Raw genomic sequence first — 12,821 nt, 5'->3', positions numbered from 1 at the left:
GGGCCGCCTTACGGCAGCCCTTTAAAATGTGGCGGTGAGATAGAGATTTGAACTCTAGAAGGGCTACAAACCCTTGCCGGTTTTCAAGACCGGTGCTTTCGACCACTCAGCCATCTCACCTGAAGTTTTCAAGTATAAAGGAGATAAACTACATCCTTTAATTTGCTTTTAAAATAATTAAAAGCAAAAAACCGCTAATTTTTCAATTAGCAGTTTTTCTTAATGTGGCGGTGAGATAGAGATTTGAACTCTAGAAGGGCTACAAACCCTTGCCGGTTTTCAAGACCGGTGCTTTCGACCACTCAGCCATCTCACCTGAAGTTAACAAATAAGCTTGTAAAACAATGCTTGCTTGAGAACGAGGCGAATACTAAAGTCTCTCTAATAAGTTGTAAAGCACTATTTTAGCTTTTATGCTTGTTTTCAGTTTGTTTGCTAAAAAAACAGTCAGCTTGCTTTGTTTTTCAGCAATTTATAAAAGTTAGAAGAAGGAATGACACCATGTCAGAAAAAAACACCTGCCGTTGCCCCTGGTTAGACACATCAAAGTTAGATTATGTTAAATACCATGATGAAGAATGGGGTGTGCCAGTATATGAAGACAAAAAGATGTTTGAATCATTGGTATTAGAATCAGCGCAGGCTGGTTTAAGCTGGTATACCATCTTAAAGAAGCGTGAGGGTTATCGTAAGTTGTTTGCAGACTTTGAGGTAACCAAGGTAGCAAAGTTCACTGATGATGATGTAGAGCGCTTAATGCAAGATGCTTCAATAGTACGTTACCGACGTAAAATTGAAGCAGCGATTAATAATGCGAATAGATTTATTGAAATACAGAATGAATTTGGTAGTTTCACCAAGTTTATTTGGTCATACGTAAACAACGAGACTATTGTAAATAACCTTGATACGATTAAAGATTATGTCGCTACTTCGCCTATTAGTGATGCGTTAGCTAAAGATTTAAAAAAACGTGGCTTTAAGTTTCTCGGTCCAACGACACTGTACTCACACTTACAAGCAACAGGTTTAATCAACGATCATTCAAACAGTTGTTTTAGAAAGAATGCCTTTAAACTCTTGTAAATGATAAACCGCATATTTTTACAAACGATCAGGCTGATGGCTGTACTATGTAAAGTAAGAAAGTATAAACATGCAGAGTACTAGAGTTAAAGTGTTGTTAATACTTATAATTTCATTACTGACTTAACGCTCTTTTGCTACTCTACATGGTAAATAGGAAAAACTATTTTAATTGCTTGTTACAAAAGATAACAAATAATAGCCCCTTTTAAACAAAGCTAAACGTAGTATTTTAAAAATCACCATGCCATAATATGTCATAAGGAACTAAGTTAGCGTAAGTCAGTTATGTATGAAAAGTAAGAAAGACTTGAACTTATCTAAAATGACCTTATCTTAGTTTATAACAAGTAAATAGAATTACATTCTTAAGGAAGTTTTATGCAATCTAATATGAGTTTTCAAACGGCGAGTAAAAGTTCGGCGATAGAAATTAATAAAGTATTGAGAAATACTTACATGCTGTTATCAATGACACTTGCATTTAGTGCCGTAACAGCTGGCGTTTCAATGGCAATGAACCTATCACACGGTGTTGCACTTGTTATGATGCTAGTCGCGTTCGGTTTAATGTTTGTAGTAAACAAAAAAGCTGATTCTGCTAGTGGTGTTTATTGGATTTTTGCTTTTACTGGTTTAATGGGCGCATCATTGGGTCCTATGCTTAGCGCATACGCTGCAATGGATGGTGGTCCGGCAATGATAATGCAAGCACTTGGTGGAACCGCATTAATATTTTTCGCACTGTCAGGTTATGCGCTTACGAGTAAAAAAGACTTCTCATTTATGGGTGGCTTTTTAATGGTAGGTTTGATTGTTGTTGTTGTTGCAAGTCTTGCTAACATCTTCTTTCAAATCCCTGCTCTTTCATTAGCGGTAAGTGCTGCAGTTATCATGATTATGTCTGGTTTAATTTTGTATGATACAAGCCGTATAATTAATGGTGGCGAACGTAACTACATTCGCGCTACGGTTTCTTTGTACTTAAACATATACAACATTTTTGTGCATTTATTATCGTTACTTGGCGTATTCGGCAGCGATGATTAGTAAATATTAAAAATTTACGCTAAAAAACATTATAATCATTTATAATGTTTTATAATAAAAGCCTCGCGATTGCGGGGCTTTTTTTTAACCTTTTATAGCCCTTTATTGCCTTTTTAAAATTTGGATGTGTTGTGAAAACTCTTGCTGTAGTAGTAACTACTCCCCCTTATAGCCATTTAACCATCACAGCATTAACGTATGTTGAAACAGCATTAGCCGCTGGTATTAATGTTATTGGTGTCTTCTTTTACCAAGATGGTGCAATGCATGCGAATGAAAACATTAGTATTGCCAGTGATGAATATCAAGCAATAGCGCACTGGCAGCGATTAAATCAACAGTATCAATTACCCCTGCACATTTGTATTACTGCCGCTGAAATGCGCGGTATAGCCTGTGATTCAATAGATAACGAACAAATAAACGAAGCATTTACCGTATCCGGTTTAGGTGAATTGGTTGAGTTAACTACAAAAGCAACACGCTTGGTACAGTTTTAATGACATCATCAGATCAACAAGAAGATAGTAATTTGTCGGAAGTAAATGGCCTGGCAATTATAAATAGCAAAGCCCCATTTAGTAGTAACTATGGTAAAGATGCCCTTGATGTTGCGTTAATCTTTGGCTCATTTGAGCAGAAGGTCTCGCTATTTTTCCAAGGTGATGGTGTTTATCAATTAATTGCGAATCAAGATGCTAGTTTGGTGTCTATTAAAGACTATTTAAAAACATTTTCAGCGTTTGAATTCTACGACATTGAAGACATCTACGTATGCCAACAGTCGTTAGTGAATAGACAGCTTGACGAGGCATTTCATATTGATGATGTGCAAGTATTAGCGAGTGTTGAGTTTGGTAAAGCACTTAATCGTCACCAACATGTACTTAGGTTTTAAGGAAAATTAATATGAGCACATTACATTTAGTAAGGAAATCAGCTTTTACCACCAATGACTTCGCACAATGCTTAAGTGTGCTTGATCAACAAGACTCTATCGTATTGATGGATGATGGTTGTTATAACCTTAAACATTCTTTGATGAGTAGTTTAATCAAGCGAGCTGATAGTACGATCACCATCAAAGTTATTACGAATCATGCACAGGCTAGAGCGATTGAAACGATGGCAGAGGTAAAGCATATCGAGATGGTGGATTTAGTTGAACTTACCTTTACCCATAATAAAGTGATCACATGGCAATAATATTAACTTTTGAAAACACTATAATCCCGACAGACAAGCAAGGTTATTTACTTGATCACCTGTTGTGGCAGAAAGATTTAGCGTTAGTCATGGCAAAAAATGATGAATTTGAACTGACAGAGGCACATTGGGAAGTTATAAACTTTGTTAGACAGTTTTACCTAACTTATAACACTTCGCCTGCTATCCGTGCATTGACTAAAGCAATGAAAGCCGAATTTGGTGAAGCTAAAGCTAGCAGTCGTTATTTATACAAGTTATTTCCAGAAGGCCCCGCGAAACAAGCAACTAAATACGCTGGTTTACCAAAACCTGCTCGCTGTATTTAACCGTTAACTAAATCCCCTGATAACGGTATACCGAGACTTTACACCTTAATATTAACTTGAAAACCACTGTTACCTGTAGGTGTAGGTAAGTTAGTAGGATTTGCCGATTGAATAAGCTGTAGTGCCATTTGCCCTTCTAACTCTTGCTGACTTTTAGATACAGCTGCGCTGAGAAATTCTGCTCCAGACGTTGCTTTCGCTGCTACAGAACTATTTTGTTCTAAACTAACTGACATAAACTTCACTCTTCGTGTGATACCAATTTCAATGTAGCTTTATCGGCAAAATGATTAATAACTTAAGTCTGTAAACACTAATACTTTAAGCATTCAATAAAAAGAATAATAAGTGCTAGAGTTTTTAATTTCCATCTAAAAAACAAAAAAGCGCATATTACTAAGTAATATGCGCTTTTTTAATTCGTTTCGTTAAATTAAACGAACTTTATTTTAACGGTAAGCTAGGAACCGTAATTCCAGCCATTTCAAGCATAACTTGAACAACTTGACAGCTATAACCAAACTCGTTGTCATACCAAACGTATAATACTGCGCGATCACCATCAACAATTGTTGCTTGTGAATCAACAACACCTGCGTAACGTGAACCCACTAAATCAGTAGAAACGATTTCAGTTGAAGCAGTGTAATCAATTTGATTTTGCAAAGGAGAGTTCAATGAAATATTACGTAAATAATCATTCAATGTTTCTTTATCAGTAGATTTTTTCAAATTCAAGTTCATGATAGCCATTGAAACATTTGGCGTTGGAACACGAATAGCGTTACCTGTTAATAAGCCTTTAAGCTCAGGTAATGCTTTAGCAACTGCTTTTGCAGCACCGGTAGTACTGATAACCATATTCAATGGAGCACTACGTCCGCGACGAGGCGCTGGATGGTAATTATCAATTAAGTTTTGATCATTAGTGTATGAGTGAATCGTTTCAACATGTCCATTGCGAATACCATATTCATCATTAAGCGCTTTTAATACCGGCGTAATCGCATTGGTAGTACAGCTAGCTGCAGAGATGATTTTATCAGTGGCTAAAATCATGTCTTGGTTAACACCATAAACGATATTTTTGATATCGCCTTTAGCAGGAGCAGTTAATAATACTTTAGCAACACCTTTTGATTGTAAATGCTGACCTAAACCATCTTCGTCAGTCCAGATACCTGTATTATCAACAACTAATGCATCCTTAATACCATGCTCAGTGTAATCTACTTCAGCAGGTGATTTTGCATAGATAACTTTAATAAAAGCACCGTTAGCTTTAATTACGTTGTTTTCTTTATCGATAGAAATGCTGCCGTTAAAAGCACCATGAACTGAATCACGACGTAATAAACTTGCGCGTTTCTCTAGGTCATCACCGCCTTTACTTGGACGTAAAACGATAGCACGAAGATTTAATTTAGCATTCGGTCCAGCTCGTTCTATTAATAAACGCGCTAAAAGACGACCGATTCTACCAAAGCCGTAAAGTACTACGTCTTGGCTTTTTTTATCTGAGTTTTCGCGGCTCTCTGCTGATAATTCTTTATCTAAATATTGTTCAATAGAAAGGTCATTGGCTTGGCCAAGGTATAAATAGTTATAAGCTAACTTACCTACATCGATGCGTGCAGGGGCTAAATCCATTTTGTTAATTGCTTCTACAAAAGGGTAACTTTCACGTAAACGCAATTTATTTTCTTCATGCAAAGCAACAGACTTATGCGCTTTAATGATATCAATAGAAGATGAATTTAATAATGGGCGACCATAAACTAAAATTTCAATGCCTTTGTTGCGAAAAAGCTGTCCAATAATTGGTTGCATATTTTCAGCGAACGTTTGACGTTCTTGCCAGCTTGCTTGATACTTTTCCTCAAGATGAGAAGTCATTACTTAAACCTTTTATTTCAGTCAATTGAACATTAGGCTATTATCTCAGGGTACTAAAAGCGATAATAGCTAGTGGAGAGTATATTTACAGGCGTATTGTAATTCAGTATGAAATATTTCTCTATAGTCTACAAAAAACTTTTTGGTATTTTCATGATTAATTTTCGAAAAATAAAGCAACTAAAATCTCGTTATGGCATGAAGTGTGGAACAGCCTTATTAGCACTATTTCTAACTGGTTGTGGAGATAATGCTAACTTAGCGCAACTTTGCCAAGATAATGAAGAGATATGTAATGAATTTGGTCAAGATAGTTGGTGTAAGAGCCAACGGATAGAAGTCGCGTTAAATAGAATTGGAGTTAAAGACAAAAATCTTGATGCCGATAAATATAACTTACTTATTGCGTATGAAGGTTACATAAAATGCATGTCACTGGCTTCACAGATCCAACATATAAAATTAAAAGAAAAAACAACCCTTAGAAAAAACAATTTATTACAAGCTAAAGCCAATTTATCGCTGCTGTCTGAACAAAGTGCTAATTCTAAACACCCTCACCTACTCTATTATTATTGGTCAAGGGAGTCTAACGAGCTGGCTTTAGAAGAGTTTCTACAATTAGAAGGCTCGGCTATTCTTGAAAATTCAACTGCACAGTATCATTTAGCGACATATTATATAAAACGTAATACGAAAAAAACATTAGGATTATTATATCGAGCTTTAGAGCTTCATCAACCAGGCACAGAGCTATCTCCTGAAGTTTTACAAACACTGACAACAATCTTCACTCAGAAAAAACAATATAAGCAGGCATATATTTGGTTACGTACTTATCAACTTTTATTAGATAAACCAGATGACATGATCGAGACAAGTTTGAAGGGTTATCAACAAGCAAACAAATTAGATGCCGATTTTCTTGATAAAGTAGCGAGCACTACCTTAGCTAAAATTGAGGCTGGGAAATTTACAAGCCCGAGTTACTAAGGTTTATAAAAACAAGATAAGAGAAAGGTAAAGAATAAGCACTTATACTTATTCTTTACTCGATATTGAGGTTTATTCTGAGTAGAACTTCAAGCTAAGTGAATTAACACAATAGCGTTTACCTGTTGGTTTTGGTCCATCATCAAAGACATGGCCAAGGTGAGATTGACAATTATCACACTGGATCTCGACACGTTGCATACTGTGTGATTCATCTGACTTATAGGCGACTTTAGTTTCAATTGCAGCAAAAAAACTAGGCCAACCACATCCAGCATCAAATTTACTGTAGCTGCTAAACAAAGGTTGTTCACAGCAGGCACAATGATATAAGCCCTGTTGCCAGTGATCGTTATAAATACCACTGAAGGGCTGTTCTGTAGCCGCTAACCGACATACTTTAAAAGCAGCATCGGTTAACTTATCTTTATATTCATCATTATTTTTCATGGTCGTTACGTTTAACCATCAACTAAGATGGTTTCTTTGCCCTTTGTTGACCACTGAACATGATATTTTTTGCCAGCGGTTTTGTCTATGCGTTCAAAAGTGTGAGCACCAAAAAAATCTCGTTGGCCTTGTAATAGATTAGCAGGTAATGTTTCACTGCGCATAGAATCATAATAAGCAAGTGATGAAGACAGTGCACCAATAGGCACACCCTGCATTGTTGCATGACAAATAGCCTTGCGCCAATTGAGTTGACGCTTATTAAGTTCCTTAACGAAAAAGTCATCTAACAGTAAGTTATCTAAGTTTTCATTACGCTCATATGCATTCGTTATTGATTGTAAGAATGCAGCTCTAATAATACAACCGGCGCGCCAAATTTTTGCAATACTTGCAAAATCTAATACCCAACCATGTTCTTTAGCGGCAAGTTTCATTAGCTGGAAACCTTGTGCGTAAGCACAAATTTTAGCGCAGTACATTGCATCATGTAATTGTTCAATAACTTGTTGTTGCTCAGCTGCAGATAAAGGTGCTAGCTGAGGTCCTTCCAATAAAGAAGAGGCTTGAGTTCTCAACTCTTTAAATGAAGAAATAGAACGTGCATATACCGCTTGAGCAATAGTAGGAGCTGGGCAGCCCACTTCTAAACTGCTCATTGCAGTCCAAAGTCCGGTACCTTTTTGCCCTGCTTTATCTAAAATCAACTCAACAAGTGGCGTATTGGTATCAGTGGATTTGTGACGTAATACTTCAACTGATATTTCCATCAAATAACTGTCTAATGGGCCGTCATTCCACTGAGCAAAAATATCCGCAATTTCATCACAGGTTAAATTCAGCCCGGATTTTAATACATGATAAGCTTCACAGATAATTTGCATGTCTGCATATTCAATACCGTTATGGACCATCTTGACATAATGACCGGCTCCCGCTGGTCCAATATAAGCAGCACAAGGCTCGCCTTCAGTGATAACTTGTCCTGGCTTAGTACGGTCTATCGGTTTACCTGTTTCAGCATCAACTTTAGCGGCAATAGCTTCCCAAATAGGTTTAACTCTAGCCCACGCATAAGGAGACCCACTTGGCATTAAAGATGGCCCAAAACGAGCGCCAACTTCGCCCCCTGATACTGCAGAAGAAAACAATAAGAAGTTACTCTTGTACTTCTTTTCTCTAGCAACGGTATCGGTCCAAAGACTGTTACCTGTATCAATGATAATGTCATCCGGTTGAATGCCTGCGCCAATAAGGTTTTCACATACTTGATCAACCGGTGCTCCTGCAGGAACACTTAACACAATTAAGTGTGGTGCTTTAAGTTGTGACAATAATTCAGTATAAGAAGAACATCCATAAACACGTGGAGTATCTGTAGCATTTTCAGCTTCATCTTGAGCAATGACCGCTTGAACTTTTTCATCACTTAAATCGAATGCCGCAATATTAAAGCCATTATCAGCTAAATTAAGCACCAGGTTTTTACCCATAACGCCCAGGCCAATAAAGCCAATGTCACACAACACTTTATCTTGTGTCATAAATGTTTATCCTGTATCAAATAAGGTCAATAGCTTAAATTAATCGGCTATTCTTCAAAATTTTTCGCATTCTACCATCTATTTTGAAAAGTATTGTACAAAATGAATAAATAAATAAGCTCAATAATAGTATTTTCGTAATTTAGTCAAAATATTACCATAAAATTGAAATTACCCGTCATAAATAGCATCTTTTCCTTGTATTAATCTCAAAATGGTGTAATTTTACTACATATTGAATTTGAGAGGTTCACCATGAAAATTAAAGTTGGCATAAATGGTTTTGGCCGTATTGGTCGTTTTGTATTCAGAGCTGCTGTAGAGCGTGATGATATTGAAGTTGTTGGTATCAACGATTTAATGGACATTGAATACATGGCGTATATGTTGAAGTATGATTCAACACATGGCCGTTTTAAAGGTACTGTTGATGTTGTTGACGGGAAATTAATTGTTAACGGTAATCCAGTTCGTGTTACTGCAGAACGTAACCCTGAAAATTTACAATGGAATGATATCGATGTAGATGTTGTTGTTGAAGCTACCGGTTTATTCCTAACTGATGAGACTGCACGTAAACATATTACAGCCGGCGCTAAGCAAGTTGTTTTAAGTGCACCTTCAAAAGATGATACCCCTATGTTTGTTTGTGGTGTCAACTTAAACGAATATAAAGGCCAAGAAATAGTTTCTAATGCTTCATGTACTACCAACTGTTTAGCACCTATTGCTAAGGTCTTAAATGACAATTGGGGCATCCAAGATGGTTTAATGACTACTGTACATGCGACAACAGCCACTCAGAAAACTGTTGATAGCCCATCAACTAAAGACTGGCGCGGTGGTCGTGGTGCAGGACAGAACATTATACCTTCAACTACTGGTGCTGCTAAAGCGGTAGGTAAAGTAATTCCAGCGTTAAATGGTAAATTAACTGGCATGGCATTTCGAGTTCCAACGCCTGACGTTTCTGTCGTTGATTTAACTGTTAACCTGATAAAACCAGCAACTTACGCTGAAATTTGTCAAGCGATGAGTGCTGCCGCCGAAGGCGAGTTGAACGGTATTTTAGGTTACACTGAAGATGCTGTTGTTTCTAACGACTTCATTGGTGAAACTTGTACTTCAGTTTTTGATGCGAAAGCGGGTATTGCGTTAACTGATACTTTCGTTAAAGTTGTTTCTTGGTATGATAATGAAATTGGTTATTCAAACAAGGTATTAGATCTTGTTGCTTTCATCAGCCAATATGAAAAATAAGTAATATTTTATATAAATCAAATCTATATAAATAAAAAAGCTAGGTCATTGACCTAGCTTTTTTTGTTTACGCGATAGTAAAAATTCAATGATACCAATCGGACTAATTTATTAATGACTTAGCGGATGGTACCGTTAATTTGTTGTAATACTAATTGAGGATCAACAGCTTTGGTAATTGGACGTCCGATCACCAAATAGTCTACGCCAACATCAATTGCCTGTTTTGGAGTCATAATACGTTGTTGATCGTCTTGTGCTGAGCCCGCAGGTCTAATTCCTGGCGTAATCAGTTTAAACTCTTTACCCAAGTCAGCCTTTAATTGCTCTGCTTCCCAAGCTGAACAAACAACGCCATCTAAGCCGCTTTGTTTTGTTAAGTTAGCTAAAAAGTTAACTTGCTCTGCTGGTGTTTTATTAATACCTAAGCCATGAAGGTCTTCTTGACCCATACTTGTAAGTACGGTTACCGCTATTAATAATGGCGCATCGTTGCCATAATTATCTAATGCTTGTTTTGCTTTAGTCATCATCTGACTACCACCACTGGCATGAACATTCACCATCCATACACCTAAGTCTGCCGCAGCCGTAACCGCTTTTGCTACCGTGTTAGGGATATCATGAAATTTAAGATCAAGAAAAACATCAAATCCCTTACCTGTTAATTGCTTAACAAATTCAGGGCCGAAATAAGTAAACATTTCTTTGCCAACTTTCAAGCGGGCATCTGTAGGCTGAATCTTATCAACAAAAGATAAGGCATCTTGTTTTCTATCAAAGTCTAAGGCGACAACTACTTTTGGATCGTTCATGGTTTTTCCTATTCTCAATTCTTTCTCGCGATTTAAATCGCTATTACTGTTCAAGTTAAATTAATAAATGCTAGATTCACAGCTAGTTTCTTCAATATTGAGGAAAGCGCACGGAGCTGACGGTAGTCAGTGAGTACGGTTGACAAAAAATATTGATGAAAGTAGCAAAGAAGCTAATTTTTATTCGCCTTCGAGACCACGCACTGGTTTAAGCTGTTCCCACTCGTGACATGATGGGCATGACCAATAATGGGTTGAACTGTCAAAACCACAAGTACGACAACTGTATCTATGCTTAACTTTTAAATATTCACTAATTAATTCTTTAATTAAATCTAAACTAGTATTGCTAACATCAGTATTAGAGGGAGTCATTTGCATATTTACAAAGTGTTCGAAGCCACGAATAGTCGGTCTACGCTTTAATGCTGACAGAATAAAATCTAGTGCCTTCTTCTTACCGTGTTTATTTTCAACATGGCTAAGATAACAAATTAAGGCACTAGAGCTAGCTGTCTCGTCATAAACCTTTTTAATAAAACTATAGAATTCATCCAGTGCATCTAATCGAGTATAACAAGCTAACATAGGGTCAATAACATCAGGAAAGAACTCATTATCTTGATGATAGATGGCTTGGTAACACTTAGCCGCTAACTCACATTGCTCGTGGTTTTCATAAATCTTTGCCATCAACCAATTAGCGCGGCATGAATTGGGATCGAGTAAAAGTGCTTGCTCTAGTAATTCAATCACCTCAATAAATTGATCTTTTTCAAAAGCCGTTGTTGCTAATTCACAATAAAAATTAGCTAACGTATGCAGTGAACGTTTATCGTTATATTTAACAATTAACTTTTGTCTATCTATGCCCTGCTGCCAATCTTTAGTGGATTGAAATATTTTTAATAAATAGGTTAAAGATTTTAGACCGTAGTCCTTTGACTTTAATAATTTAATAAACATGGTTTCAGCACGGTCATATAAACCTGCGCTTAAAAAGTCTTTTCCTAACTCAAAGACCGCTTGCTGCTTATCTTTAGTAGGCAAGTGATTAAGTCTAACAAGATGTTCATGAACTTTTAATGCACGGTCTAATTCGCCACGTTTACGGAATAAATTGGCCATAGCGAAATGGGCTTCAACACTATCGTCCTCAACTTTTAAAGCATCAAGCAGTGAATCGATAGCCTTATCTTGTTGATTAGATAATAAATAATTCAACCCTGTTGAGTATTTTATCGATAAATCTTGTTTTGCAATTTGTTGGTTTTGTTTGATGCTATTACGGCCCATAAACCAGCCATAGGCCATGGCAACGGGTAATAATAAAAAGAGTAATTCAATCATTAGCGCTCTTGAGACAAGTTATAAAGAGGATTAGGACAAATAGTATTATCTACTTTTCCTGGGATTTATTTTTCGCGAGTGCCTTTTTACTTTTTCGTACTATACGCCAAAGAATAGTAACAAGCAGGCCTAATGCAAAACCTAATCCGGTAAATAAACTTACGGCGGCAGCTACAGTTATTTCTGTACGCGCAACCAAATAGTTTAATGTAAGTAATTGATCGTTTTGGCTACCGAAAATAAACGCTACGGCAAGTAAAACTAAAATTAAAAAGAGTGTTAGATATAATCGCACTTTCATCAGCCTTATCAAATTCTGCCCAAAAAAAACGGCATGGTTAACATGCCGTTTATTATCTAATTTTTTAGTTAGCTTTGCAATTTATGCTACAGAAAGATTAACTCTTTCACGTAACTCCTTGCCTGGTTTAAAGTGAGGAACGTATTTACCGCTTAACTCAACCGATTCACCAGTTTTTGGATTTCTGCCAACTCGTGGAGCACGATAATGCAATGAAAAACTTCCAAAACCTCGAATTTCAATACGCTCTCCTTTTGACAAGGACTGCGCCATCAATTCTAAAATTTCTTTTATAGATTTTTCCACTTCTTTAGCGGATAAATGACTTAATTTATCGGCTAATTTTTCAATAAGTTCTGACTTAGTCATTCTGACCTCTCAGTATTTACCTAGCACCGCGCAATTATTACTAATTAGTATAAAAATTATAGTAAAAATTGGCTCCGCCAATGGCGTTAAAAATAAGAAAAGAGTATCACCACGATAGTGATAAATACTCTTTTCACCTGCTGTAGTAATTACAGCACCATTGCAAAGTAAA

Annotated in this window: 16 protein-coding genes and 2 tRNA genes; 8 read left to right on the top strand and 10 right to left on the bottom strand. The window is 36.7% G+C overall.

Going from position 1 to position 12,821, the window contains the following annotated elements:
* Positions 1 to 29: 29 nt before the first annotated feature.
* Both CPS_RS10480 and CPS_RS10475 read right to left on the bottom strand, forming a co-directional pair.
* Positions 30 to 120 (bottom strand) — tRNA-Ser (locus CPS_RS10480).
* Positions 121 to 225: 105 nt separating this feature from the next.
* Positions 226 to 316 (bottom strand) — tRNA-Ser (locus tag CPS_RS10475).
* A gap of 185 nt (positions 317 to 501) precedes the next feature.
* Here CPS_RS10475 and CPS_RS10470 point away from each other — a divergent pair.
* The 6 genes from CPS_RS10470 (at position 502) to CPS_RS10445 (ending at position 3,671) form a co-directional block, all read left to right on the top strand.
* Positions 502 to 1,086: a DNA-3-methyladenine glycosylase I gene (locus CPS_RS10470; RefSeq protein ID WP_011043165.1), complete on the top strand. Its 585-nt coding sequence runs from the start codon at positions 502 to 504 to the stop codon at positions 1,084 to 1,086.
* Between the two features lie 381 nt (positions 1,087 to 1,467).
* Entirely contained in the window at positions 1,468 to 2,136 is a 669-nt protein-coding gene (locus CPS_RS10465; RefSeq protein ID WP_011043164.1) for a Bax inhibitor-1/YccA family protein, read from the top strand.
* Between the two features lie 131 nt (positions 2,137 to 2,267).
* Positions 2,268 to 2,636: a sulfurtransferase complex subunit TusD gene (tusD, locus tag CPS_RS10460; RefSeq protein ID WP_011043163.1), complete on the top strand. Its 369-nt coding sequence runs from the start codon at positions 2,268 to 2,270 to the stop codon at positions 2,634 to 2,636.
* Positions 2,636 to 3,034, top strand: a complete 399-nt coding sequence (gene tusC / locus CPS_RS10455; protein WP_041736900.1) for a sulfurtransferase complex subunit TusC — start codon at positions 2,636 to 2,638, stop codon at positions 3,032 to 3,034. The genes tusD and tusC overlap by 1 nt, the downstream gene beginning before the upstream one ends.
* Positions 3,035 to 3,045: 11 nt before the next feature.
* Complete coding sequence (tusB, locus tag CPS_RS10450) at positions 3,046 to 3,342, top strand: sulfurtransferase complex subunit TusB (protein ID WP_011043161.1); 297 nt, start codon at positions 3,046 to 3,048, stop codon at positions 3,340 to 3,342.
* Positions 3,342 to 3,671, top strand: a complete 330-nt coding sequence (locus tag CPS_RS10445; RefSeq protein ID WP_187148311.1) for a TusE/DsrC/DsvC family sulfur relay protein — start codon at positions 3,342 to 3,344, stop codon at positions 3,669 to 3,671. The genes tusB and CPS_RS10445 overlap by 1 nt, the downstream gene beginning before the upstream one ends.
* 38 nt (positions 3,672 to 3,709) lie before the next feature.
* On the opposite strand, the gene CPS_RS10440 is transcribed toward CPS_RS10445, so the two are convergent.
* The gene (locus CPS_RS10440; RefSeq protein WP_011043159.1) at positions 3,710 to 3,907 is read right to left on the bottom strand and encodes a hypothetical protein; all 198 of its coding nucleotides are present in this window, start codon (positions 3,905 to 3,907) and stop codon (positions 3,710 to 3,712) included.
* Positions 3,908 to 4,115: 208 nt separating this feature from the next.
* Positions 4,116 to 5,567, bottom strand: coding sequence for a glyceraldehyde-3-phosphate dehydrogenase (locus tag CPS_RS10435; protein ID WP_011043158.1), 1,452 nt, complete (start codon positions 5,565 to 5,567; stop codon positions 4,116 to 4,118).
* A gap of 153 nt (positions 5,568 to 5,720) precedes the next feature.
* Between CPS_RS10435 and CPS_RS10430 the strand changes: the two genes are divergently transcribed.
* Entirely contained in the window at positions 5,721 to 6,560 is an 840-nt protein-coding gene (locus tag CPS_RS10430) for a DUF2989 domain-containing protein (protein ID WP_238383604.1), read from the top strand.
* Between the two features lie 72 nt (positions 6,561 to 6,632).
* Here CPS_RS10430 and msrB read toward each other — a convergent pair whose 3' ends face one another.
* Together msrB and gndA are read right to left on the bottom strand one after the other, a co-directional pair.
* The gene (gene msrB / locus CPS_RS10425; RefSeq protein ID WP_011043156.1) at positions 6,633 to 7,010 is read right to left on the bottom strand and encodes a peptide-methionine (R)-S-oxide reductase MsrB; all 378 of its coding nucleotides are present in this window, start codon (positions 7,008 to 7,010) and stop codon (positions 6,633 to 6,635) included.
* 11 nt (positions 7,011 to 7,021) lie between these two features.
* Positions 7,022 to 8,554, bottom strand: coding sequence for an NADP-dependent phosphogluconate dehydrogenase (gndA, locus tag CPS_RS10420; protein WP_011043155.1), 1,533 nt, complete (start codon positions 8,552 to 8,554; stop codon positions 7,022 to 7,024).
* Between the two features lie 255 nt (positions 8,555 to 8,809).
* On the opposite strand from gndA, the gene gap reads away from it, so the two are divergent.
* Positions 8,810 to 9,814, top strand: a complete 1,005-nt coding sequence (gene gap / locus CPS_RS10415) for a type I glyceraldehyde-3-phosphate dehydrogenase (RefSeq protein WP_011043154.1) — start codon at positions 8,810 to 8,812, stop codon at positions 9,812 to 9,814.
* A 119-nt stretch (positions 9,815 to 9,933) separates the two neighbouring features.
* On the opposite strand, the gene pyrF is transcribed toward gap, so the two are convergent.
* The 4 genes from pyrF to ihfB all read right to left on the bottom strand — a co-directional run bounded on the left by pyrF (position 9,934) and on the right by ihfB (position 12,649).
* Positions 9,934 to 10,629, bottom strand: a complete 696-nt coding sequence (pyrF, locus tag CPS_RS10410) for an orotidine-5'-phosphate decarboxylase (RefSeq protein WP_011043153.1) — start codon at positions 10,627 to 10,629, stop codon at positions 9,934 to 9,936.
* Between the two features lie 180 nt (positions 10,630 to 10,809).
* Positions 10,810 to 11,979, bottom strand: coding sequence for a lipopolysaccharide assembly protein LapB (lapB, locus tag CPS_RS10405; protein ID WP_011043152.1), 1,170 nt, complete (start codon positions 11,977 to 11,979; stop codon positions 10,810 to 10,812).
* A gap of 49 nt (positions 11,980 to 12,028) precedes the next feature.
* On the bottom strand, positions 12,029 to 12,280 hold the full coding sequence (locus CPS_RS10400) for a lipopolysaccharide assembly protein LapA domain-containing protein (protein ID WP_011043151.1): 252 nt from the start codon (positions 12,278 to 12,280) through the stop codon (positions 12,029 to 12,031).
* A gap of 81 nt (positions 12,281 to 12,361) precedes the next feature.
* Positions 12,362 to 12,649: an integration host factor subunit beta gene (ihfB, locus tag CPS_RS10395; protein WP_011043150.1), complete on the bottom strand. Its 288-nt coding sequence runs from the start codon at positions 12,647 to 12,649 to the stop codon at positions 12,362 to 12,364.
* Between the last annotated feature and the right edge of the window lie 172 nt (positions 12,650 to 12,821).

Origin of the sequence: Colwellia psychrerythraea 34H (assembly GCF_000012325.1) — a bacterium.
Lineage (GTDB): Bacteria > Pseudomonadota > Gammaproteobacteria > Enterobacterales > Alteromonadaceae > Colwellia > Colwellia psychrerythraea_A.
The sequence above is the reverse complement of the archived record's forward strand: the minus strand, read 5'-3'. Positions and strand labels throughout refer to the sequence as shown.

What these genes read in the sequence shown, in the direction of transcription:
- tusB (WP_011043161.1), top strand. Translation starts at nt 3,046, where the DNA reads ATGAGCACATTACATTTAGTAAGGAAATCAGCTTTTACCACCAATGAC.
- CPS_RS10440 (WP_011043159.1), bottom strand. Translation starts at nt 3,907, where the DNA reads ATGTCAGTTAGTTTAGAACAAAATAGTTCTGTAGCAGCGAAAGCAACG.
- CPS_RS10470 (WP_011043165.1), top strand. Translation starts at nt 502, where the DNA reads ATGTCAGAAAAAAACACCTGCCGTTGCCCCTGGTTAGACACATCAAAG.
- CPS_RS10400 (WP_011043151.1), bottom strand. Translation starts at nt 12,280, where the DNA reads ATGAAAGTGCGATTATATCTAACACTCTTTTTAATTTTAGTTTTACTT.
- gndA (WP_011043155.1), bottom strand. Translation starts at nt 8,554, where the DNA reads ATGACACAAGATAAAGTGTTGTGTGACATTGGCTTTATTGGCCTGGGC.
- tusC (WP_041736900.1), top strand. Translation starts at nt 2,636, where the DNA reads ATGACATCATCAGATCAACAAGAAGATAGTAATTTGTCGGAAGTAAAT.
- msrB (WP_011043156.1), bottom strand. Translation starts at nt 7,010, where the DNA reads ATGAAAAATAATGATGAATATAAAGATAAGTTAACCGATGCTGCTTTT.
- CPS_RS10435 (WP_011043158.1), bottom strand. Translation starts at nt 5,567, where the DNA reads ATGACTTCTCATCTTGAGGAAAAGTATCAAGCAAGCTGGCAAGAACGT.
- CPS_RS10430 (WP_238383604.1), top strand. Translation starts at nt 5,721, where the DNA reads ATGATTAATTTTCGAAAAATAAAGCAACTAAAATCTCGTTATGGCATG.
- CPS_RS10465 (WP_011043164.1), top strand. Translation starts at nt 1,468, where the DNA reads ATGCAATCTAATATGAGTTTTCAAACGGCGAGTAAAAGTTCGGCGATA.
- pyrF (WP_011043153.1), bottom strand. Translation starts at nt 10,629, where the DNA reads ATGAACGATCCAAAAGTAGTTGTCGCCTTAGACTTTGATAGAAAACAA.
- lapB (WP_011043152.1), bottom strand. Translation starts at nt 11,979, where the DNA reads ATGATTGAATTACTCTTTTTATTATTACCCGTTGCCATGGCCTATGGC.
- ihfB (WP_011043150.1), bottom strand. Translation starts at nt 12,649, where the DNA reads ATGACTAAGTCAGAACTTATTGAAAAATTAGCCGATAAATTAAGTCAT.
- gap (WP_011043154.1), top strand. Translation starts at nt 8,810, where the DNA reads ATGAAAATTAAAGTTGGCATAAATGGTTTTGGCCGTATTGGTCGTTTT.